Raw genomic sequence first — 20827 nt, forward strand, 5'->3', positions numbered from 1 at the left:
CGGCCTTTGTGCCGAGCAGCCGTAGGCGAGTAGGTCCTTCACGGCTCGCAGTCCACCTCGGGGTCGCACAGTCCCTGGGCGGCCGGACCGTGCCGCCGAGGGAACGCGGCCCTTCGGAAGTAGGCCGAAGCCAGCGGCCGTAGGGCAGCGCGTCACCGAGGACTTCTCGGTCACCAGAGTCGGCTACATCACGTATTCCGACCCCACCATCACCTCCATGCACAGCCCGGGGTTCGAACACGGCGTACTGGTGTGGAAGTTCCGTACGCTGGACGGCGCATCAGCCAAGTACACTCTCGAACACGCCCCTGACCAGCAGCGATAGCGAACTGCAGCTGGAGTACTAGGCACACCCTCGATCTTCCTGGCGCGGCTTCAGCCCGTCGACGACGACGGTGAGCATGCGGTCGAGTTGGGCGCGCTGCTCGGGCCCGCCGGCCACGGAGAGCACGCCGGCGAGGATCCCGCCGACGTCGGCCGGGTCGATGTCGCTGCGCAGTTCTCCTGCTTCAGCGCCGGCCTGGAGCACCATCCCCAGGATTTGCTGGATCTCATCGCAGACGGGTCCGGTGCCGAAGCGTCCGGAAGCGCTCATGGCGACCAGGGCTTCGCAGACGCCGCGCCGTTCAGCGGCCCACTCGGCGAAGCGGCGCATCCAGGCGTGGAGAGCCTGTGCGGGCTTCTCGGTGGCCAGAAGGTCCCGTGCGTCGTCGCGCAGAGGGCGGATCTGGTCGCGGTAGACCTCTTCGACCAGGTCCTCCCGGGTCGGGAAGTGCCGGTAAAGGGTGCCGCTTCCCACGCCCGCGCGCTTGGCGATCGAGTCCAGCGAGATTGCCTTTCCGGAGGCGAAAGCGTCAGCGGCTGTGGCGATCAGGTGCTCGCGGTTGCGCTGGGCATCGGCGCGCAGGGTGTTGCGTGGAGGTGTCATGGCCTTCGCGATCAGGAGTGTCGGGGCGAGGTGCCGGGCGATTCGGGGAGGTCTCCGGTTAAGTGTACAGTGGACGTAACCGGGGAGTTCTCCGCTTATGGGAGTGCCCGACCCTGCCCGCCCCGACGAAAGGCCTGCCATGCCCACAGCACTCATCACCGGCGGCACGACCGGAATCGGCAGAGCGACCGCCGCACTACTGCACACCCGCGGCTACCAGGTCGCCGTCACCGGACAGAACTCCGAGTCCCTCGCGAGAGCACGACTCGAGCTTCCCGACGACGTACTCGTCATCCGATCCGACGCACGCGTTCTGTCCGACACCGACGCCCTCATGACAAGGGTGTCCGAACGTTTCGGGTCTCTCGACCTGCTGTTCCTCAACGCCGGGGTCTTCCGCCCCGCACCGGTTGCCGACGTGACAGAGGAATCGTTCGACAAGCACGTCGACGTCAACTTCAAGGGTCAGTACTTCACCCTCCAGCAGGCCCTACCACTGATGAACGACGGCGGATCGATCGTCCTCACCGTGGGCATCGCAACCCATAGGGGCAGCCCTGGCGCCACGGTGGGGGCGGCCACGCGCGGTGCCCTGATGGCGATGCTGCCCTCGCTCGCGCTCGAACTGGCTCCGCGCAGGATCCGCGTCAACACCGTGAGTCCCGGCGCGACCGAGACCCCGCTGCTCGACAAGCTGGGGATACCCCAGAGCGGCCGGGACGCCATGCGCACGAAGATCCCGTTCGAGCGCTTCGGGACCAGCCAGGAGGTCGCGGAAGTCGTCGCCTTCCTCGCCTCGGACGCCGCCGGCTACGTCACCGGACAGGACGTCGCCGTGGCCGGCGGCTACGGGCTCGGCGCCTGAAACTCAGGCACGCCGACCCCCGGCCCGCATCCCTCGAACCTCAGAAACCCACCACTACAGGAGAACACGATGCCACTCACTCTCGACGCCTACCGGCAACTGGGACGCTCCGGCCTGCGGGTCTCGCCGCTCGCGCTCGGGGCCGCCACCTTCGGCAACGGATGGGGCTGGGGCGCGGAGCAGGACGAGGCGCGGAGGCTGTTCGACCTCTACGTCGAGCGCGGCGGGAACTTCATCGACACGGCGGTCACCTACACCAACGGCACATCGGAGCGCATGCTCGGTGAGTTCGCCCGGGACAGGCGAGACAGCTTGGTCCTGGCCACGAAGTACACGACCCTGCGGCGGCCTGACGACCCCAACTCCGGTGGCGCGAGCCGGAAGAGCCTCTTCGGGGCGGTCGAAACCAGCCTGCGACAGTTGAACACCGATTACATCGACCTGCTCTACCTGCACGTGTGGGATCCCACCACACCCGTGGAGGAGATCCTTCGCGGTCTGGACGACCTGGTCCGGCAGGGCAAAGTCCTCTACGTGGCCATCTCCAACACCCCGGCCTGGCAGATCTCACGCATGCAGACGATGGCCGACCTGCGCGGCTGGTCACCGCTGGTGGCACTGCAGCTGGAGTACAACCTGGTGGAGCGTACCGGGGAACGTGACCTCATCCCGATGGCGCAGGAGCTGGGGCTGGCAACAGTTCTGTGGTCACCGCTGGCGGGAGGGGTGCTCACCGGCAAGTACAGCCGCCAGGACCTGACCACGTCGCCGTCCGGCCAGAGCGAGAGCACGCGCAAGAGTTTCAACCTGGCCCTCGGCGGGGTGACCGAGCGCAACCTCGCCATCGTGGACGTGGTCAAGGAGATCGCTGACGAGCTGGGCCGCACACCGGCCCAGGTGGGGCTCGCCTGGACCCTGCACAACCCGGGGGTGACTGCGCCGGTCATCGGGGCTCGAACCGCCGAGCAACTGCGGGAAAACCTCGGAGCTCTGGAAGTCGACCTCACCCCGTCCCAGATGGCGCGCCTGGACGAGGTCAGCGCGATCGACCTCGGATTCCCCCACGCCCTGCTCGCGAGCGATCACATCCGCATCCAGACCCGCGGCGACCTGAAGATCCAGGCCCGCCGCTGACGACGAGCAAAGCGCCAGGGAGCGGCGATACCGCTGCCACTGGCCGGCGCGCGTCCTCTGTACGCCGACCAGACCAGACCGACGCGGGGGCAGCTTGTTGTCGCCGCCGGGGCGGCTGGTGACAGAAAGGAAGCCGAATGAGCGCTTGTGACAAGCCGTGTGCCTCACCGGTGCCAACCAGACTGCTTCGACCGGTCTCATTCACCAGCTCAACCGGCTCTGCGGTGACAACTACCGGGCTTCGGCTCAGAACGAGAGCGAGAAGGGCATGATGAACAAGAGCACTCGGCGTTTGATCCTCACTGGCGGTGCCCTGCCGGCGGCCGCCGCGAGCGGAACAGCTCTGACTTTCGCCTCCGGCGAGCGGCCGGTGCGGCCGGTGCGGCCGACGGAGCACCGCGCCTCGACTCCAGGACGACCACCGCGCAGCACTCGAGTGGCGGCAGGCCCACGATCGTCCTGGTGCACGGCGCCTTCGCCGATTCCTCCAGTTGGAACGACGTCGTCGCCCCACTGAAGCAGGCCGGCTACCCGGTCGCCGCCGCCAACCCGCTGCGCGGGCTGCACCAGGACGCAGCCTCCGTGCGCAGTGTCCTCGACAGCATCGACGGCCCCATCGTCCTGGCCGGCCGCTCCTCCGGTGGCAGCGTCATCAGCGAGGCCGCCGCCGACCACCCCCAGGTCAAGGCCTTGGTGTACATCGCCGCGTTCCAGCCCGACAAGGGCGACAGCTCGGCGGAGCTGGCCGGCAAGTTCCCCGGCAGCACCCTGGGCCCGACCCTCAACCCTGTTCCCTTCCGCCAGGCCGACGGCAGCACGGGCACCGACCTCTACATCAAGCGGAAGGCCTTCCACAGCCAGTTCGCGGCGGACGTTCCCCGCAGGACCACCGACCTGATGGCCACCACCCAACGCCCCATCACCGACGCCGCGCTCAACGACACCGCCACCGAAGCCGCGTGGAAGACGATCCCCTCACGGGCTCTGACCACGACGCAGGATCTCACCATCCCCATCGCCGCACAGCGCCTCATGGCCGACCGCGCGGGCTCCCACACCCGGGAAGTCAAGGCCTCACATGCCGTGACCGTTTCCCAGCCACAGGCCGTGGCACGGTTGAACAAACAGGCCGACCACACCACCCGGTGATGCCGGCCCACCGGCCGACCGTCCAGGTGGCGTGACAGTCTTCCGTCACCGGGCTCCTATCATCCTGATCACCAGATCGAGTGGACCCATGTCCAACTGAGCCGGCCTTCGCCGGTGAGGGAGGCTACGCGTGGCCTCCCTCACCGGGTGACCGCTCAGGTGATCCCAAGGCCGTCCACCGGAGCGCGACCACACCGACAGGTCCCGGGTCTTCCACCCGGGCCCTGTCGGTGAACCGTCCCTTCGACCCTCGCTCTGCTGCCCTCGCCCTACCGGACCGTGAGGTAGGCGCGGTCGATCGTCTGGACCTGGGTGTTGCCGTCACGGTCGGTCCGCCCCTCGAGCATCTGCCGGTAGAGGCCGGCGCGTGATGGTCACATCCGCCCTGAACCGGTCGACGACCGCCTCATGCGCCTCGCGGGCGCCTTCCCATGCCGATACGAGCGCGTTTGTCATCACTGTCATGGGGTGCTCCCTAGGGATTGCGGGGCAGGCAGCCGGCCAGAGGGCCGCGCAGGCGCAAGAGGCTGCCCGCCGAGGATCCAGCAGGTCCACGCGGAGTCGGCACCTCGGTCAGCCGTCGGAACAACTCGCGCCGGTCCCTTCGACGGGCCGACCGCCCGGACCCGTGACGGTCACCGGCAAGGGTTCCGCCCCGGGTTCGGCGACGCGCTGCGCCCCGAGGGCCGTACAGACCAGCTGGTCCACCGCAAGGCCCGTCAACCCACCTGAGACGGCGGTGAATTCAATGGACACCCGGTCGTCCTCCGCCACCACCTTCACGAGGTCGGCCGTACGCACCTCCTCCTGCGGCGCCGCCACGGGGCCGTCCGTGGCCGTGGCGGCCGGGACGGGCGTCGCCAGGAGCCCCGGCAGCGGCAGCAGCGTGGTCAGGCGCTTGACGCGCTCCGCCTCGGTCGGGCCCTCGAGCAGTACCGCCACCGCCGACTCGACGTCGACCGGCGCGACGGTCCTGCGGGGAACCGCGACCAGGGTGCCGTCCCCCGCCACGAAGTGCACCCGGATCGTGGGCACCACCCCACTGGCGGGCCCGCCCGCCTCCACCACGCCGGTCGTGGGGATGCCGCAGGAGGCGAGCGCGCACAGCGCGGGAACGGCCAGCAGCACGGCTCGGGGTACGGCTCTCACTGTCCGCTCCCCCGGGTCGGCTCGTCCCGCCGCAGCGGGAGTTCGACAGTGAAGACCGCGCCGCCCTCCGGACGGTTCGCCGCCCGGACGGTTCCGCCGTGCATCCGGACGTTCTCCGCCGTGATGGCGAGGCCCAGGCCGCTGCCCTCGGTCCGGGTGCGGGCGGCGTCCGACTTGTAGAAGCGCTCGTAGACGTGGGGCAGCACGCTGTCGGGGATGCCGGGGCCGCTGTCCAGCACCTCGATGACGGCGCTTCGCTCCCCGCCCTCGTACAGGCGCAGGTGGACGGGACGGGCGCCGTGCCGCAGGGCGTTGCCGACCAGGTTCGCGACGACGACGTCGAGGCGGCGCGGGTCGACCCGGCCGCGCAGCGCGTCGGGCGGGGGCAGGCGGACGTCCACCAGGTCCGTCCAGGCACGGGCGGCGAGCGTGCGCCGCAGTGACTCGGCGAGGTCGATCTCGTCCAGGTGCAGCACCGCCGCGCCCGCGTCGAAGCGGGAGATCTCCATCAGGTCGTCCACCAGCCGGGCCAGTTTCACGGTCTCCTCGCTGATCAGCCGGACCGCGGTGGCGGTGTCGGGGTCGAGGCGGGCGGCGTCCTCGTCAAGGACGTCGGTGACCGCGGACATGGCGGCCAGCGGGGTGCGCAGTTCGTGCGAGACGTCCGCGGCGAACCGGCGGGCCCGGGCCTCCATGTCGCGCAGTTCGGCCACCGACTCCTCCAGGGCGGCGGCCGTTTCGTTGAACGTGTGCGACAGGTCGGCGAGTTCGTCGGAGCCGTTGACGTCGAGCCGGGTGTCCAGCCGTCCCTCGGCGATGCTGCGGGTGGCGCGGCGCAGTGCGCGCACCGGCCGCAGCACCCCGCGGGCGGCGAGCAGCGCGAGCAGCACGGCGAGGCCGAGGGCGGGCACGGTGGCCCGTTCGACGGCGGTGACCAGGGCGTCGACGTACGCCTGTTCCGTGGTCTGCGGCACGGTGAGAAACACCTGGATGCCGGACGCGGGACCGGTCGCGGCGGTGCCGGCGGTGAAGGTGACCGACATGCCGACGACGAGGGAGGTGTGGTCGCCGCTGTTCACCCGCTGGAAGACGGTGGCCGTGCTGGAGTCCACGGCCGCGCGCAGGGTCGGCGTCAGCTCCTCGAACGGATCGTCGGGAGCGGAGGTGGCGCTCAGCCCGCCGTAGGCGACCAACACCCGCCAGGTCCCGGCGGGTTCGGCGCCGGCCACGTCGGCCGCGAACCGCTGCAGTTCGAACTCGCCCGGTGGGACGGGGAGTTCGGGGGCGAGTCGGCCGATCTGGGTCCGCAGCAGCTTGATCACGGTGTCCTGGCTCTGCTGGAGCACTCCCGTGCGGGCCTCCCGGAAGGTCAGGGCGCCGGTGGTCGCGGCGGTGAGGGCGGCGACCAGCGCGAACGCCACCACCAACCGCATGCGCAGACTGCGCAGTTGAGGAGCCCTGACACGGGTTCTCGGCAGCCGCCTCACCGGGACGACGCGAACCGGTAGCCGAAGCCGCGCACGGTCTGGATGTAGCGGGGGTCGCGCGAGGGTTCGCCCATCTTGGCGCGCAGCCGTTTGACGCAGGCGTCCACCAGGCGTGCGTCGCCGTGGTAGCTGTGTTCCCAGACCGCCTCCAGGAGTTGCTGCCGGCTGAACACCTGGCCGGGCGAGGCGGACAGGGTGAGCAGCAGCCGTAGTTCGGACGGGGCGAGCGAAACCGGCGCGCCCTGCCAGGTGACCGAGAGGCCGGCCCGGTCGACGGCCAGGTCCCCGTACGTGTCGATCTTCGGTATCCCACCGTCGGCGGGCGCCCCGGCCGCCCGGCGCAGGACGGCACGGATACGCGCCGCCAGCACCCGTGCCTGCACGGGCTTGACCACGTAGTCGTCGGCACCGGCTTCCAGGCCTACGACGATGTCCTCGTCGTCGCCGCGCGCGGTCGCCATGATGATCGGCAGCGTCTGGTCCAGGGCCCGCATCCCCCGGCACACGTCCAGTCCGGGCATGCCGGGCAGCATCAGGTCCAGCACCACGACGTCCGGCCGGAAGGACCGCAGCCGCTCCAGTCCCTCCTCGCCCGTCTCGGCGGCGGCGACCTCGTGGGCCTGGCGGCGCAGGGCGAGCGCGACGCCTTCCCGTACGGCGGGGTCGTCTTCGATCAGCAGAACGCGTGGCATGCGCTCAGTATCCGCAGAACCTCTACAAGCCAGGCCCACTGTTACCGGATGATCACATGAGCCCAACAGGGGCCCGTTATTGTTTCGTTACCATCCGGGCCAGATCCCATCACATCGCGGTCACAGCCTGAACGACCATGACCGCGCACCGAGCAACTCCGTCCCGCACCCGCCGCCGCAGGAGCAGCCGCGCGCACGCCTCCGCGCGCGGGCCGAAGGGACCGCTGTGGGGAGGACTGGCCGCGCTGACCCTCCTCGGGGTCACCGGTTTCGCGGCCGTGGGATGGACGTCCGCGGACCGGGGAGGGGCGAGGGCCGGAGCCGGGGTCGACTCCGCCGCGCGGGACGAGCCCACCGGGCGCGCGGCGTCCAGTCCCGCCCCGCGCACTCCTTCCGTGAGCCCGTCCGTCAGCCCGTCGAGTCCCTCCCTCGGCCCTTCCGACCCGGTCATCCCAACCACGGGACCGGGCACCTTCACGACCGCCGGCGGCGGAAGCGCCAAGGTGGGGCAGGGGACGGTCCTGCGCTACCGGGTCGAGGTCGAGGACGGCCTGAAGCTGTCCGCCGCGGCGGTCGCCGAGCAGGTGGAGGGCATCCTGGCCGACCGGCGCGGCTGGACGGCGGACGGCCGCTCCGCGTTCCAGCGGGTGTCGGGCGGCAGTACCGACTTCGTCGTACGCGTCGCGACACCGGGGACCGTGGACAAGATCTGCGGTCGGTACGGGCTGGACACCGGCGGCGAGGTCAACTGCAGCGTGGACAAGAACGTGCTGGTCAACCTCAAGCGGTGGGAACTGGCAACGCCCGTCTACGCCAAGGACGTGACGTCCTACCGGGCGCTGATCATCAACCACGAGGTCGGCCATTTCCTCGGGCACGGTCATGTCACCTGCCCCGGGCCCGGCAAACCTGCTCCCGCGATGATGCAGCAGATCAAGGGCATGCACGGCTGCGTGCCCAACGTCTGGCCGTACGACGACGAGGGACGGTACGTCACCGGCCCCGCCGTTCCCTGAGCGCGGAGGGCTCAGCGCTGGTACCGGGTCAGCACCAGGTTCCCGTCCTCCTCCAGGCGTTCGCGCAGTTCGCCGAGCCCGATCGCGCCGCTGTAGTACTCCGGGAAGGCGGGCGTGGCGACCTTGTCCCTCCACTCCGGGTAGCCGCGCACGGACTGCGCGTGCGCCGGGCGCCGGGCGCGATGTGCGGCGAGGGCGGTACCGGTGGCCCAGCCGTCCTTCTTGGTGTGCAGGGCGGGGTCCTTCAGGGCCTGGGTGCCGGTCAGCAGGGGCGTGTTTTGCGGTAAAGGGTGCTGAAAAGCACAGTTACCGAGCGGACACAGCTTCTGGGGCTCCTGCGTCGTGATTCGGTCTCGGGGTGGTGTTCTTCGGACCGCGGGCGAGGAGGTAGAGGAACAGGCCGGCCATGACGGCGACGCCTGCCCACATGGCCTGCTGCCAGCCGTCGACGAAGGACTGCTGCGCGGTGTGGATCAGGTCCTGCGCGTGGCTGCCAGTGCCCGGGGCTACCTCGATGGCGTTGGCGATGCCTTCGCGTGCGGTGTCCGCAGCCCCCGGGGGGATGCTGTCGAGCTTGTCGTCGATGGCGCTGCGGTATCCGTTGGCCAGGAGCGCGCCGAGCATCGCAACGCCCAGAGCGGTGCCGAATTCCCGGGTGACGTCGTTGAGGGCGGAGGCCACGCCCTGCTTGGCGCGTGGCAGGGAGCTGGTGATGGCCTCGGTGGAGGGCGTCATGGACAGGCCCATTCCGATGCCCATGGCGAACATGCCGGCGAGGATGGACAGGTAGCCGCCGTCGACGGAGACGAACAGGGCCATCAGTGCCAGGCCGAGGGTGGACAGGGCGACGCCCACGGTCATGGTGGAGCGGGCGCCGATCTTGGCGGCCATCTTGGGGGCCAGGCCGGAGGCCATCATCATCATGACGGCCATCGGCATCATCGCCACGGTGGACAGCAGACCCGACCAGCCCAGCACGGCCTGGAAGAATGGGAAGAGCACGACGGCGATGCCGGCCTGGACGCCGAAGACGACGAGCAGGGTGATCGAGCCGCTGGCCAGGCCGCGCTCACGGAAGAGGCGTACGTCCAGCAGGGATGCGTCGCGGCGGTGCAGTTCCCAGGCCACGAAGGCGATGGCGGCGGCGACGCCGACGGCCAGGCTGATCAGGGTGACGGGGTCCGTCCAGCCGCGCTCGGGGCCTTCCTGCAGGACGAAGATGAGGCCGATCACGGCGATGGTGGACACCAGTGCACCGATGGTGTCGAAGGAGTGGCTGGAGCGTTCGCGGGAGTTGGGCACCGACTTCAGCGTCATCGCCAGCGCGACGACGACCAGGACCACGGGCAGCACGAACAGCAGGCGCCAGTCCGCGACGTCGACCAGCAGGGCGGAGAGGAACATGCCCAGGATGCCGCCGCCTCCGGCGACGCCGGTCCATACGCCGATCGCTCTGCCTCGTTCCTCCTCGGGGAACGTGGAGGTGATGACGGCCAGCGTGATCGGCATGATCATCGCGGCGCTGATGCCCGTGGCAACGCGGGCGCCGATCATCACCGCGGCCGACGGGGCTAGGCCTGCGACGACGCTGGCCGCGCCGAAGATGATCAGTCCGGTGATCAGCATGGGCTTTCGGCCCAGCCGGTCACCGAGCGCGCCGAGCGGCAGCAGCAGAGCGGCCAGGGCCAGGGTGTAGATATTGATGATCCACAGGACGGTGGTCTGCGAGGCACTGAACTCGACGGCCATATGGGTCTGGGCGACGTTCAGGCCGGACACCGAGGCGATGACGGCCATCAGCGCGATCGAGACGGTGATCAGGATCGCGCGGAGCTGACGCGCATCCGGCGTACTCCCGCCGCTTACTGGTGCGGCCGCCGCCTGGGGAGGCAGGTTGCTGCTCATTGTTTCCTCTCAAGAGGGGCATGCGGAATCAGCGCCGGAGCAGGGCCGGTCGCCAAGGGTGGTGAAGCAGGAGGTCTGTTCACCGCGCGGACTGCAGGTGTGCGGTCGCGCGGTTCAGCCACGGCGGCTGGGGTGTCAGGCGGGGGCGTTCTCGGCCTTTGCTGCGGCGAGGGCCGCGTCGGTGTCGGCGGTGGCCAGGAGGGCGTTGATGTGGGATCCGGCCAGGGCGCCGGCCGCGGCGGACGCGCCGACCTGCGCGGTGAGGTCGGTGGCGTTTCCGGCCACCCACACGCCTGGAACGTCGGTGGTGCCGGCCATGGCGGAGGCGAAGCGGCGGCCCGTGTTGTCGGGCAGGTCTTCCATCGGCAACTTCAGTCCGTCCAGGCCCTCGGTGCGAGCATGCATCTGCGTGGCGACCGCGATGACCCGCCGTTCCACGAATGTGCCGTCGACCAGGCGCAGGCCGGCCAGAGCGCCGCCGCCGTCGTTGACGACTTCCTGCACCTCGGTCTCGATGATGCGGATGTTGCGGGCGGCGAACCGGGCGCGCGCGTCCTCGTCCAGGACGGTTCCGCCGGTGAGGTAGACCAGGTCGTCGGTGAGCTGACGGAACAGCAGTGCGTGGTGGAGGGAGGCGGGGCTGGTCGCGAGGATGCCGATGGACTTGTCACGGACCTCCCAGCCGTGGCAGTAGGGGCAGTGCACAACGCCGCGGCCCCAGTGCTCGGCCAGGCCCGGAACCTCGGGCAGGACGTCGCGCAGGCCGGTTGCCACCAGGACGCGGCGCGCGGTGAGCGTGCGGCCGTCGGCCAGGGTGACGGTGAACCCCAGATCACCGTCGGCCGTGGAGGCGGCGGGCTCGGTGGCGGCCACTTCACCGAAGACGATCCGGCCGCCGTACTGGCGTACCTGCTGGCGTCCGCGCTTGAGGATCTCGGGCGGCGAGGTGCCGTCCAGGACGATGAAGCCGCGCATCGCTGCGGCGGGCGCGTTGCGCGGGGTGCCGTTGTCGATCACGACGACCGAGCGGCGCGAGCGGGCGAGCATGAGCGCACCGTTCAGGCCTGCGACACCGCCGCCGATCACCACTACGTCCACGGTCTCGGCGGGCAGGGTGTCGCTCTCGTAGCGGGAAGTACGTGCGAACATGTCGCGCCCTTTCGTCGTACGTGGCCCCCCGTGCTGGACCATCTGTATTCGACGTTAAGCCCGCATTGCAGTGGAGGCATAACATGTTGCCTATGACGCAAGAAGATGGGCAGCTGGACAGCCTCGTACGCAAACGGATCCGCGCCCTGCGGGTCGCACAGGGCTGGTCCCTGGAGGAACTGGCCACCCGCGCCAACCTCAGTCAGTCCTCGCTCAGCCGTATCGAGAACGGTCAGCGCCGCCTCGCCCTCGACCAGCTCGTCACCCTCGCCCGCGCCCTGGACACCACCCTGGACCAGCTCGTGGAGAACGCCGCCGACGACGTCGTCATCAGCCCGATGATCGACGGCACCCACGGCCTGATGCGCTGGCCCATAAAGGGCGTCCCCGGCATGAGCGTCATCCGTCAGCGGATGACCGAACCGCCGCCCGACAATCCCGCCCGCATGCGCGCCCACCCCGGCCGCGAATGGCTGGTGGTCCTGTCCGGTACGGCAATCCTGATGCTCGGCCACCGCCGGTTCCGCATCGATACCAATCAGGCCGCCGAGTTCCCCACCATGATGCCGCACGCGATCGGCGCCGAGGGCGGGCCGTGCGAGATCATGGGCATCTTCGACCGCGACGCTCGCCGCGGCCACCAACGCGACACCGACGAGTCCGGCGACAGCGCAAGCGCACAGGGCCCCCCTGAGTAGCGCCCGTGCGAGAACGGCGGTGTGCCGCCAGAAGAGAGGGGTTTTGCGTGGCAGGCAGCAAACAGAGTGACCTCTTTGCGTAGTGCGCAAGCAGTCACGCAATTCACGCATGAGGTGCGTACGGTCGTGCCATGACCCCAGCTCACGGCCACACGCCCCAACATGGCGGCTCGCACGGCCACCACTCAGAGCACGACGACAGCGGCCAGGCGGAGATCCTTGACCTGGATGCCGAGCTGCTCGCCGAGCACATTGCGTCCATCACCGCCTGGCTCCCGCTGACGTCCGAGCCGCGCCAGATCGTGGACCTGGGCTGCGGCACCGGTGCGGGCACTTTTGCCCTCCTTGAACGCTTCCCCGACGCACATGTCACCGCCGTCGACGCCTCCGCCGGCCACCTGCAGCTCCTGCGCGAGAAGGCATACGCCCGCGGTATGCAGGACCGTGTGCGCACCGTGCAGGCCGACCTCGACACCGACCACTGGCCCGACCTCGGCACACCAGGCCTGGTGTGGGCCTCCGCTTCCATGCATCACATGGCACGCCCCGACCGCGCACTGGCCGACGTCCACGAACTGCTCGCGGCAGGCGGCCTGTTCGCCGTCGTGGAGCTGGACGGTTTCCCCCGCTTCCTGCCCGCCCACGCGCCCGAGGGCCAGCCTGGGCTCGAAGAGCGCGCCCATGCCGCAACCAGCAGCTATCACGCCGAGCACGTACCCCACCGCGGTGCCGACTGGGGGCCGATGCTGACCGCCGCAGGGTTCACCGTCGAGGACGAGCGCACCATCACCGTGAACATCGAAGGCAACCGCAGTCAGGCCATCGGCCGCTACGCCCACGGAAGCCTGCAGCGTATCCGCGGCGCCGCCGCACCTGCCCTCAGCCCCGAAGACCTCGTCGCACTCGACGAACTCCTGGATGTCGACAGCCCACACAGCATCCTGCGCCGAAGCGACCTCGGGGTCCGCACCGAGCGCACCGTCTGGGCAGCCCGCCGCGCCTGATCTCGGGTCGCCCTGTTGTCTGTCGGGCAGCGCTGACAGCCAAGCCGGGCCGTCCGCAGACGTGGACGCGGCGGCAGGTGATCGACGGCATACGGTGGCGGACCAGGGCCGGTGCGCCGTGGCGAGATGTGCCGCAGCGGTACGGGTCGTGGGACCGGGCCTACGACCTGTTCCGGCGCCGGCAGCGTGACGGCACCCGGAAGCAGGTCTTCGTTCAGCTGCAGGCCGCGTGGCTCGCGCGGCGGTCGGCCGCCGAAGTTCGACAAGGCCGACTCCAAAGAGCGCCACGCGGTGGAGTGCGGGATCCATCGTCTCGAGCACCACCGGGCTGTGGCTACGAGATACGACAAGCTCGCCGTCCGATACGAGGCAACCGTGCTGGTCGCAGCCATCAACGAGTGGCTGCGACCCCTCACACGGCACGCTCCATGCACACCAGCTGATCCCGTTCCTCCCACGATTGGGCGACGGTGAAACCGAGCCGCTCGTACAGAGCGATGGCACCTGCCCGCCACTTCCATACCGACAGCCGTACCGTGCTGACGCCGCTCTCCGCGGAATGCGCAAGCGCGGCTCCGACCAGGCCTGACGCGATGCCCCGGCTCCGGAATGCCGGGTCTGTCCAGAGCCTCTTGACCTCTGACCGGCCGCCGACGGGGGCGGTCACCACCAGGCAGCCCACGGCTGTGTCGCCGCTCAGGGCCATCAGCACGACATCGTCGGCGAACGCGGCCCGCGGGTCCAAGATTTCTGCCCGGTAGCAGTCCGACAACCCGTCCACATCGACGACGGCCTCGCCCTTCTCTGCCTCCGTCCGCAGATGGTAGGCCGCCAGCAACTCGGCCAAGCGATCCACGGAAGGGCCCTGGCCTGGCCAGCGGACGATGACAACCTCGCGTTGATCAGTCATTGCGCCAGCATCACACGACCCGTACCAGACACCGAACGAGCCCCTTGATCCACTTTCGCAACACGCCCTAGTACAGGGCCACGGCATCGGCCTTTAACTCGTCCGAGTAGTCCTTCATTGCCATCGGCGGTCTTCTCGCTTCCTCCGGATGAAGCAGGTCCAGTATCAGCGTGTCCACCACCGAGGGGGAGGCCTCCCCGGATCAGGCTGCCGCCAGCCTCATCAGGCCGCTGCAACGGCCCGGCGGAGAAGGCCTTTCACCTTCCCCCCATTGCATGGCGCCTCGTGGCGCACTCGCGTGACAGTGAACCTGGATGCGGTTCGAGCAAGTCCAACGGGCTTATCCACAACAGCTCACGCCTCGCATACGGCGAGTACGTGCGGTTCCGGGTGTGCAAGCTGACGCCCGGCGGCACCTGGAAAGACTGCAAGGATACGTTCACCTTCAACGACGACATCCCCAGAGCGCGCCCGTGAAAGCACCCGACGCCGCGGCTCGCACGTCTTCGCGAAGACCCTGGCACATGAACAGGGCTTCCTGGCGTGCGTTGGGAACCCTTCCAGGAGAACTGCAAGGGCAAGCCGTTTCAGCGGAGGGGGCGTCCGTGTGACCTCGGTCAGGCGGGTGCCGCCGAGCCATCGTCCGCCGGCCCACGCCCGATCACCTGCGTGGCAGTCTCCCGCATAACTCGCCGCAGCCACTGGTGAGCGGGGTCGCCGTCGACACGGGGATGCCAGGCGATGCCGTAGGGGAAGGGCGGGAGTTCTTCCGGGGGAGCGGCGACGCGGTAGGCCGAGTTGTCGGCGTATGGAAGAACGGCGTGGCGCGGGAGGGTGGCGATGAGTTCCGTGCCCGGCACCGCGGTCGCCGCCGCGGAGAAGTAGGGCACGCGCAGACCCACGGGACGGCGCAGTCCGTATTCGTCGAGTCGGCGCTCGACCATGGCCTGGCCCTCGGTCAGGAACTTGACGACGACGTGCGGGTACGCGAGGAAGTCGTCCAGGGTCAGCCGGTCCCCGGTCACAGGATGGTCGCAGGACATCAGGCACACGAACTCCTCCTCGAACAACGTCTCCCAGCGCAGCGCAGGCGGTGCCACGACACCGGAGAAGACCAGGTCCGCACGGCCCTGCTCGACATCGGCGAAGGAGTGGTCACTCACCGGTACGACGGTCAGCGAGATACCCGGAGCCTCGCGGTACAAGCGCGGGAAGAGGACCGGACCGAACAGCGAGGTGGCGAAGTCGGTGCAGTGCACGCGGAAGTGGCGGTTCGCCGTCGAGGGGTCGAAGACATCCCCCCGCAGCAGCGCTTCCAGGCGAGGAAGGAGTTCGGCGAGCTCCGACTGGATCTGCAGTCCACGAGGGGTCGGTTCGTACCCGCCCCGCGTGCGCACCAGGAGTTCGTCGCCGAACGTCTCCCTGAGCCGAAGCAGGACGCGGCTCATCGCCGACTGGCTCAGGTGGAAACGGTCGGCGGCCCGCGTGACGTGCCTCTCCTCGAGGAGCACCGCGAGCGCTTGGAGAAGATTCAAATCCGCGTTCCGCAGGTGCGACATGGCACAGAGCGTATGCCAACGCCATGCAGGCTACGCATAAAGAGCCCTGCTTCCGGACCTCATCATGCGTTCAACACATCGCGAGCATGCACTCTTTGCGTTGGACGACCGGCTTCCCACCGCGTCAGGCTCGCTTCTGTCCCGCCCACTCCGGGTACACGAGGAGTCACTCATCCATGTCCCAACACAGCAGACGCAGCGTACTGAAATCCGGGGGCGTCGCGGCGGCCGCGGTCATGGTTCCCCTCCCAGGGTCCGACCCGGCGGCGGCTCAGCCCGCGGCCGCACCGGCGGCACAGCCTCGAACGGCCGGCGACCTCACGCTGGACATCAACGGCTCCCGGCACCGGCTCCCGGCAGTCGAGGCCCGCGTCACCCTGCTCGACGCGCTGCGTGAGCACGCCGGCCTCACCGGCACCAAGAAGGGCTGCGACCGAGGGGAGTGCGGGGCCTGCACGGTGCTCGTCGACGGCCGGCGCGTGAAGTCGTGCCTGACGCTGGCCATGATGGAGGAAGGCCGCTCCATCACCACCATCGAAGGACTTGCCCAGGGGGCGCAACTGCACCCGGTGCAGGACGCGTTCGTCCGCCGGGACGCCTTCCAGTGCGGCATCTGCACACCCGGACAGATCATGTCCGCGGTGGCGTGCATCGAGGAAGGCCACGCCGACTCCGAGGACGAGATCCGGGAGTGGATGAGCGGCAACCTGTGCCGGTGCAGCTGTTACCCGAACATCGTCGACGCCGTGGCCGACGCGGCGAAGGCGGTGCGGCGATGAGGGACTTCGCCTACGCGCGCGCGGACCGGGCCGCCGAGGCCGTACGGCTCGTCGCCCGCAGCGCCGACGCCACGTTCGTCGCCGGCGGCACGGACCTGCTGAACCTGATGAAGGACGGCGCCGAGGACCACGACCTGGTGGTCGACATCAACCGTCTGCCGCTCCACGGCATCGAGGAGTCAGGGGGCAGGCTGCGCATCGGCGCACTGGCGAGAATGGCGGACGTGGCCCTGCACCCGGTGGTCCGCAAGCGACTGCCCGTGCTGTCCCAGGCGCTGCTCGCCGGAGCCTCCCCGCAGGTCCGCAACCGGGCCTCGATCGGCGGAAACCTGCTCCAGCGCACCCGCTGCTGGTACTTCCGCGGGCAGGACTTCGCCTGCAACAAGCGCGAGCCGGGATCCGGCTGCGCCGCGCTGGACGGCCGCAACCGTTGGCACGCGATCCTGGGCGGCAGCGACCACTGCATCGCCGTTCACCCGTCCGATCTCGCGGTCGCCCTGCGTGTCCTGGACGCCACGATTCACACGCTCGGCCCGGACGGCGCGCGCACCATCGCCATGGCCGACTTCCACCGGGCGCCCGAGGACACTCCGCACATCGAGAACACCCTGCGGCACGGTGAGCTGATCACCGCGGTCGAGGTGCCGTTGCCGGCCCCGGGAAGCCGCCAGCGCTACCTGAAGGTGCGCGACCGTGCCAGCTTCGAGTTCGCGGTCGTGTCCGTCGCCGCCGTGCTGCGGATGAACGGCCGAACCGTCGAGGAGGCCCGCCTCGCCTTCGGCGGTGTCGCCACCCGCCCCTGGCGCTCCGCCGAGGCCGAGGCCGCCCTGCGGGGCCGGGCGCTGACCGAGCAGAGCATCGCGGCGGCCGGAGGTGTTCTGGTCCGGGGCGCCCAGCCGCGAGAGGACAACGCGTTCAAGGTCGAGCTGGTGCAGCGCGCGCTCCAGGACGTGCTCGGCCGTTACACCGGAGGTTCCCGATGAGCACCGACGTCGTAGGCCGCCCGCTGCCCCGTGTCGAGTCCCGGCTCAAAGTGACAGGCGCAGCCGAGTACACCGCCGACGTGACGCTGCCCCGTCTGGCCCACGCGTTCATGGCGATGAGCACCATCGCCCGCGGCCGGATCACCCGGATCGACACCCGGGCCGCCGAAGCGGTGCGCGGCGTGATCGCCGTCTACACCCACGAGACCATGCCGCGTCTGACGCAGCCCACCTACCGTACGTTCTTCAAGTCGTTCATCCCCATCCAGACTGCGCAGATCCACCACGCGGGCCAGCCCATCGCCTTCGTGGTCGCGCAGACCCTGGAACAGGCGCAGCGGGCGGCGGAACTGATCGAGGCCGACTACGAGGAATCGGGCGCTCCCCAGGGCGGGTTGGCCCAGGGCGAGGCGTTCGTGCCGCCCACCGGGCCGGACGGCCCCAACACCTTCCAGCGCGGCGACGCGGCGGCCGGCATGGCCCAGGCGGACGTCCGGGTCAAGGCCGAGTACACGATCCCCATGCACCACCACAACCCGATCGAGCCCCATGCCACCACGGCCGCATGGGAAGGCCCGAAGGTGACGGTGTACGAGACCACACAGGGACTGGACGGCACCCGGCAGTCCGTCAGCCAGGCCCTGGAGGTTCCGCTCGCCGACGTCCGGGTCATCTCCCGTTACCTCGGCGGCGGCTTCGGCACCAAGGGCCCCGTCTGGCCGCACACCGTCCTGACCTGCGCCGCCGCCCGTACGCTCGGCCGACCGGTCAAGCTCGTCCTGTCCCGCGCGCACATGTTCACCTCCAACGGCCACCGCGCCCAGACACACCAGACGATCGAGCTCGGCGCCCGCAACGACGGCCGTGTCACCGCGCTGAACCACGTCATCACCCAGCAGATCAGCCGCAACGACATCGCACTGTTCAACAGCAGCGAACCGATCCGCATGCTGTACGACATCCCCAACCTGTCCAACGAGCAGCGCGCCGTACGCCTGGATCTGCCCACCCAGAGCTTCATGCGCTCTCCGGAAACGTGCACCAGCCACGCCCAGGAGGCGGCCCTCGACGAACTCGCCTACGCCCTGGACATGGACCCGGTCGAACTGCGCAAGCGCAACTGGAGCGCGCGGAACATGGAGAACGGCCAGGAGTGGGGCAGCAATCACCTCCGTGAGTGCTACGACCGCGCGGCCTCGGTGTTCGGCTGGTCCCGGCGCGAGGCGCGCCCCCGCTCGATGCGCGACGGCGCCGAACTCGTCGGCTGGGGCATGGCCACCTCCGCGCACACCGCGGGCGGCAGGCCCGGTGCGGGTGCCCAGATGACTCTCGGCACCGACGGCAAGGTACTCATCCAGGTCGGCACCCAGGACAACGGCACAGGTACGTACACGATCATGACGCAGATCGCCGGCGAAGTGCTCGGCGTGCCGGTCTCCGACGTGACCTTCGAACTCGGCGACAGCGCCTTCCCCTTCAGCTTCGCCTCCGGCGCCTCCACCACCGCACCCGGCGTCGGCAGCGCTGTCAACCGGGTGTGCACCGCCGCCCGCAAGGCCGTCGTCGACATGGCCGTGGCCCAGTCCGGCTCCCCGCTGCGCGGCGTCCCCGCCGAGCGCGTGGACACCGCCGACGGCCACCTCTTCGACACCGCCGACCCCCGCGTCCGGGTGAGCTATCGCTCGGTGGTCGGGCACGGCGGCAAGCCCCTGACCTTCCAGGTCGCACCCATCAACACCCCACTCGGCTACTCGACCGGCGCCGTCTTCGTCGAAGTCCGCGTCGACCTGCTGCTCGGCCGGGTCCGGGTGACCCGCGTGGTCGGCTGCTACGACCCGGGCACCGTCCTCAACCGCAAGACCGCTCGCAGTCAGGTCCTCGGCGGTGTGATCTGGGGCATCGGTTTCACGCTCTTCGAGCACACCCTCGTCGACCCCGCGACGGCGAGGATCGTCAACCCGAACCTCTCCGGCTACCTGATGCCGGTCAACGCCGACGTACCCGACATCCAGGTGCAGTTCATCGACGAACCCGACCCGGCCAGCGACGCCCTGGGTGCCCGCGGCTTCGGCGAGACCCCCATGACAGGGGTCACCGCCGCCATCGCCAACGCCGTCTTCCACGCCACCGGCAAGCGCGTGCGCGACCTGCCCCTCACCCAGGACAAGCTGCTGTGACCGGCCACGACGGCGTCTGGGACGCACTGTATGAGACGTGGTCGTCCGGCGAGCGCTCCGGTCTGGCGACGGTGGTGCGCACCTTCGGCTCCGCTCCGCGCCCGGCGGGGTCGGCCATGGTCCTCACCCCGCAGGGGCGCGTGGTGGGCTCCGTGTCCGGCGGCTGCGTCGAGAGCGACGTACTCGAACGGGCCCGTGAGGCCATCCTGGACGGAACCTCCCAGCAGGTGTCCTACGGAATCAGTGACGACGACGCTTTCACCGTCGGCCTCACCTGTGGCGGCACTCTGGAGATCTTCGTCGAGCCCGTCGACCTCCGCACCTTCCCCGAGCTGGCCAAGGTGATGGTGTCCGTGCGGACCGGCAACCCCATAGCCGTCGCCACCGTGCTCGACCATCCTCTTCCGGAGGCCGTCGGTACACATGCGGTCCTGCGCGCCGACGACCACTACGGCAGCCTGCATCCGCCGCACATCCCACCGGACCTGATGGAGGACGCACGGGCACTGCTGCGCACCGGTGACAGCGCGCTGTTGAGCTACGTCACCGAGGGCATCCGCGTCTTCGTACGCTCGCTGACGCCGCCTCCGCGGATGCTGCTGTTCGGCGCCGGAGACTTCGCCACAGCCCTCACCTCGATCGGACGGACGCTCGGCTACCGGGTCACCGTGTGCGATGCCCGAGAAGTTTTCACCACAGCCGATCGCTTCCCGGACGCCGCCGAAGTCGTGGTGGCCCGGCCCGACGAGTATCTGGCCGAAGAGGCGGCGGCCGGGAGGGTGGACGCGCGGTCGGTGATCGTGTCCTTCAGCCATGACCCGAAGTTCGACATCCCCCTCCTGGAGACCGCCCTCGGACTAGATGTCGAGTATGTGGGCGCGCTGGGTTCGCGTCGCACGCATCAACGCCGCACCGCGGCCCTGCGCGAGGTCGGCGTCACCTCGCTCGCTCTGGCGCGGCTGTCCTCCCCGGTAGGGCTCGACCTCGGCGGGCGCTCCGTCGCGGAGACCGCCGTATCCATCGCCGCCGAGATCATCGCCACCCGGCACGGTGGCCGCGGAGTGCGCCTGTCCGACCGCGACGGCCCGGTCCACACTATGCGGGCAGCCGGGTGATCGGCGGTCCAGCGGGGCTTTGCCAAGTCTCAGCCGTGGGCTGTGCCGGTGCGGGTGGCCTTTCGGCGTGATGGCGTGATGGCGTGCGGCGTGCGGCGGAAGAACAGCGACACCGTTGCGAGACCGGC

19 protein-coding genes and 1 pseudogene are annotated in these 20827 nt (G+C 69.7%); 11 read left to right on the plus strand and 9 right to left on the minus strand.

The features are described from left to right. Positions 1-343: 343 nt before the first annotated feature. Entirely contained in the window at positions 344-928 is a 585-nt protein-coding gene (locus ACFWJX_RS36790; RefSeq protein ID WP_383250846.1) for a TetR/AcrR family transcriptional regulator, read from the minus strand. A gap of 139 nt (positions 929-1067) precedes the next feature. On the opposite strand from ACFWJX_RS36790, the gene ACFWJX_RS36795 reads away from it, so the two are divergent. The 3 genes from ACFWJX_RS36795 (at position 1068) to ACFWJX_RS36805 (ending at position 4076) form a co-directional block, all read left to right on the plus strand. Beyond that, the gene (locus tag ACFWJX_RS36795) at positions 1068-1793 is read left to right on the plus strand and encodes an SDR family oxidoreductase (protein ID WP_383250848.1); all 726 of its coding nucleotides are present in this window, start codon (positions 1068-1070) and stop codon (positions 1791-1793) included. A 69-nt stretch (positions 1794-1862) separates the two neighbouring features. Continuing rightward, positions 1863-2927, plus strand: coding sequence for an aldo/keto reductase (locus ACFWJX_RS36800; protein ID WP_383250849.1), 1065 nt, complete (start codon positions 1863-1865; stop codon positions 2925-2927). A gap of 462 nt (positions 2928-3389) precedes the next feature. Continuing rightward, positions 3390-4076: an alpha/beta fold hydrolase gene (locus ACFWJX_RS36805; RefSeq protein ID WP_383250851.1), complete on the plus strand. Its 687-nt coding sequence runs from the start codon at positions 3390-3392 to the stop codon at positions 4074-4076. 573 nt (positions 4077-4649) lie between these two features. Here ACFWJX_RS36805 and ACFWJX_RS36810 read toward each other — a convergent pair. Genes ACFWJX_RS36810 through ACFWJX_RS36820 form a run of 3 tightly spaced genes read right to left on the minus strand, consistent with a single transcriptional unit; the run spans position 4650 to position 7404 of the window. Beyond that, on the minus strand, positions 4650-5225 hold the full coding sequence (locus ACFWJX_RS36810; RefSeq protein WP_383250853.1) for a hypothetical protein: 576 nt from the start codon (positions 5223-5225) through the stop codon (positions 4650-4652). Continuing rightward, a complete protein-coding gene (locus tag ACFWJX_RS36815) occupies positions 5222-6658 on the minus strand; it encodes a sensor histidine kinase (RefSeq protein ID WP_383250855.1) in 1437 nt (478 codons plus the stop codon). The genes ACFWJX_RS36810 and ACFWJX_RS36815 overlap by 4 nt, the downstream gene beginning before the upstream one ends. A 50-nt stretch (positions 6659-6708) precedes the next feature. After that, the gene (locus ACFWJX_RS36820) at positions 6709-7404 is read right to left on the minus strand and encodes a response regulator (protein ID WP_383250857.1); all 696 of its coding nucleotides are present in this window, start codon (positions 7402-7404) and stop codon (positions 6709-6711) included. Between the two features lie 137 nt (positions 7405-7541). On the opposite strand from ACFWJX_RS36820, the gene ACFWJX_RS36825 reads away from it, so the two are divergent. Beyond that, on the plus strand, positions 7542-8420 hold the full coding sequence (locus ACFWJX_RS36825) for a DUF3152 domain-containing protein (RefSeq protein WP_383250859.1): 879 nt from the start codon (positions 7542-7544) through the stop codon (positions 8418-8420). Between the two features lie 11 nt (positions 8421-8431). Here ACFWJX_RS36825 and ACFWJX_RS36830 read toward each other — a convergent pair. The 3 genes and pseudogenes from ACFWJX_RS36830 to ACFWJX_RS36840 all read right to left on the minus strand — a co-directional run. Continuing rightward, positions 8432-8689 (minus strand): annotated as a pseudogene (locus tag ACFWJX_RS36830) (sugar ABC transporter substrate-binding protein); the annotation flags it as partial. 37 nt (positions 8690-8726) lie between these two features. After that, the gene (locus ACFWJX_RS36835; RefSeq protein ID WP_383250861.1) at positions 8727-10325 is read right to left on the minus strand and encodes an MFS transporter; all 1599 of its coding nucleotides are present in this window, start codon (positions 10323-10325) and stop codon (positions 8727-8729) included. Positions 10326-10460: 135 nt separating this feature from the next. Further along, positions 10461-11474, minus strand: a complete 1014-nt coding sequence (locus ACFWJX_RS36840; RefSeq protein ID WP_383250863.1) for an NAD(P)/FAD-dependent oxidoreductase — start codon at positions 11472-11474, stop codon at positions 10461-10463. A 92-nt stretch (positions 11475-11566) separates the two neighbouring features. On the opposite strand from ACFWJX_RS36840, the gene ACFWJX_RS36845 reads away from it, so the two are divergent. The 3 genes from ACFWJX_RS36845 to ACFWJX_RS36855 all read left to right on the plus strand — a co-directional run bounded on the left by ACFWJX_RS36845 (position 11567) and on the right by ACFWJX_RS36855 (position 13619). Beyond that, entirely contained in the window at positions 11567-12172 is a 606-nt protein-coding gene (locus ACFWJX_RS36845; protein WP_383250865.1) for a helix-turn-helix domain-containing protein, read from the plus strand. A gap of 131 nt (positions 12173-12303) precedes the next feature. Continuing rightward, positions 12304-13176 carry a methyltransferase domain-containing protein gene (locus ACFWJX_RS36850; protein WP_383250867.1) on the plus strand — a complete coding sequence of 291 codons (873 nt, stop codon included), beginning with the start codon at positions 12304-12306 and terminating at the stop codon, positions 13174-13176. Positions 13177-13253: 77 nt separating this feature from the next. Beyond that, positions 13254-13619: a transposase gene (locus ACFWJX_RS36855; protein WP_383250868.1), complete on the plus strand. Its 366-nt coding sequence runs from the start codon at positions 13254-13256 to the stop codon at positions 13617-13619. On the opposite strand, the gene ACFWJX_RS36860 is transcribed toward ACFWJX_RS36855, so the two are convergent. Together ACFWJX_RS36860 and ACFWJX_RS36865 are read right to left on the minus strand one after the other, a co-directional pair. Further along, positions 13589-14086 (minus strand): GNAT family N-acetyltransferase, encoded by a 498-nt coding sequence (locus tag ACFWJX_RS36860; protein WP_383250870.1) that lies wholly within the window; start codon positions 14084-14086, stop codon positions 13589-13591. The genes ACFWJX_RS36855 and ACFWJX_RS36860 overlap by 31 nt on opposite strands. A 617-nt stretch (positions 14087-14703) precedes the next feature. Continuing rightward, the gene (locus ACFWJX_RS36865) at positions 14704-15645 is read right to left on the minus strand and encodes a LysR family transcriptional regulator (protein WP_383250872.1); all 942 of its coding nucleotides are present in this window, start codon (positions 15643-15645) and stop codon (positions 14704-14706) included. Positions 15646-15821: 176 nt separating this feature from the next. Between ACFWJX_RS36865 and ACFWJX_RS36870 the strand changes: the two genes are divergently transcribed. From ACFWJX_RS36870 to ACFWJX_RS36885, 4 genes are read left to right on the plus strand one after another with little or no spacing between them, the layout of a single operon-like run. Then, positions 15822-16424, plus strand: coding sequence for a (2Fe-2S)-binding protein (locus ACFWJX_RS36870; RefSeq protein WP_383250874.1), 603 nt, complete (start codon positions 15822-15824; stop codon positions 16422-16424). Then, positions 16421-17407: an FAD binding domain-containing protein gene (locus ACFWJX_RS36875; protein WP_383250876.1), complete on the plus strand. Its 987-nt coding sequence runs from the start codon at positions 16421-16423 to the stop codon at positions 17405-17407. Before ACFWJX_RS36870 ends, ACFWJX_RS36875 begins: the two co-directional genes overlap by 4 nt. After that, a complete protein-coding gene (locus ACFWJX_RS36880) occupies positions 17404-19584 on the plus strand; it encodes a xanthine dehydrogenase family protein molybdopterin-binding subunit (protein WP_383250878.1) in 2181 nt (726 codons plus the stop codon). The genes ACFWJX_RS36875 and ACFWJX_RS36880 overlap by 4 nt, the downstream gene beginning before the upstream one ends. Beyond that, positions 19581-20699, plus strand: a complete 1119-nt coding sequence (locus ACFWJX_RS36885; protein ID WP_383250880.1) for an XdhC family protein — start codon at positions 19581-19583, stop codon at positions 20697-20699. The genes ACFWJX_RS36880 and ACFWJX_RS36885 overlap by 4 nt, the downstream gene beginning before the upstream one ends. The last annotated feature ends 128 nt before the right edge of the window (positions 20700-20827 follow it).

This window comes from Streptomyces sp. NPDC058335, from assembly GCF_042723915.1.
In the GTDB taxonomy this organism is placed as follows: Bacteria; Actinomycetota; Actinomycetes; order Streptomycetales; family Streptomycetaceae; genus Streptomyces.

Coding starts and splice junctions, on each gene's coding strand:
- ACFWJX_RS36790 (WP_383250846.1), bottom strand. CDS start 928: ATGACACCTCCACGCAACACCCTGCGCGCCGATGCCCAGCGCAACCGC.
- ACFWJX_RS36795 (WP_383250848.1), top strand. CDS start 1,068: ATGCCCACAGCACTCATCACCGGCGGCACGACCGGAATCGGCAGAGCG.
- ACFWJX_RS36800 (WP_383250849.1), top strand. CDS start 1,863: ATGCCACTCACTCTCGACGCCTACCGGCAACTGGGACGCTCCGGCCTG.
- ACFWJX_RS36815 (WP_383250855.1), bottom strand. CDS start 6,658: ATGCGGTTGGTGGTGGCGTTCGCGCTGGTCGCCGCCCTCACCGCCGCG.
- ACFWJX_RS36820 (WP_383250857.1), bottom strand. CDS start 7,404: ATGCCACGCGTTCTGCTGATCGAAGACGACCCCGCCGTACGGGAAGGC.
- ACFWJX_RS36825 (WP_383250859.1), top strand. CDS start 7,542: ATGACCGCGCACCGAGCAACTCCGTCCCGCACCCGCCGCCGCAGGAGC.
- ACFWJX_RS36835 (WP_383250861.1), bottom strand. CDS start 10,325: ATGAGCAGCAACCTGCCTCCCCAGGCGGCGGCCGCACCAGTAAGCGGC.
- ACFWJX_RS36840 (WP_383250863.1), bottom strand. CDS start 11,474: ATGTTCGCACGTACTTCCCGCTACGAGAGCGACACCCTGCCCGCCGAG.
- ACFWJX_RS36845 (WP_383250865.1), top strand. CDS start 11,567: ATGACGCAAGAAGATGGGCAGCTGGACAGCCTCGTACGCAAACGGATC.
- ACFWJX_RS36850 (WP_383250867.1), top strand. CDS start 12,304: ATGACCCCAGCTCACGGCCACACGCCCCAACATGGCGGCTCGCACGGC.
- ACFWJX_RS36860 (WP_383250870.1), bottom strand. CDS start 14,086: ATGACTGATCAACGCGAGGTTGTCATCGTCCGCTGGCCAGGCCAGGGC.
- ACFWJX_RS36865 (WP_383250872.1), bottom strand. CDS start 15,645: ATGTCGCACCTGCGGAACGCGGATTTGAATCTTCTCCAAGCGCTCGCG.
- ACFWJX_RS36870 (WP_383250874.1), top strand. CDS start 15,822: ATGTCCCAACACAGCAGACGCAGCGTACTGAAATCCGGGGGCGTCGCG.
- ACFWJX_RS36875 (WP_383250876.1), top strand. CDS start 16,421: ATGAGGGACTTCGCCTACGCGCGCGCGGACCGGGCCGCCGAGGCCGTA.
- ACFWJX_RS36880 (WP_383250878.1), top strand. CDS start 17,404: ATGAGCACCGACGTCGTAGGCCGCCCGCTGCCCCGTGTCGAGTCCCGG.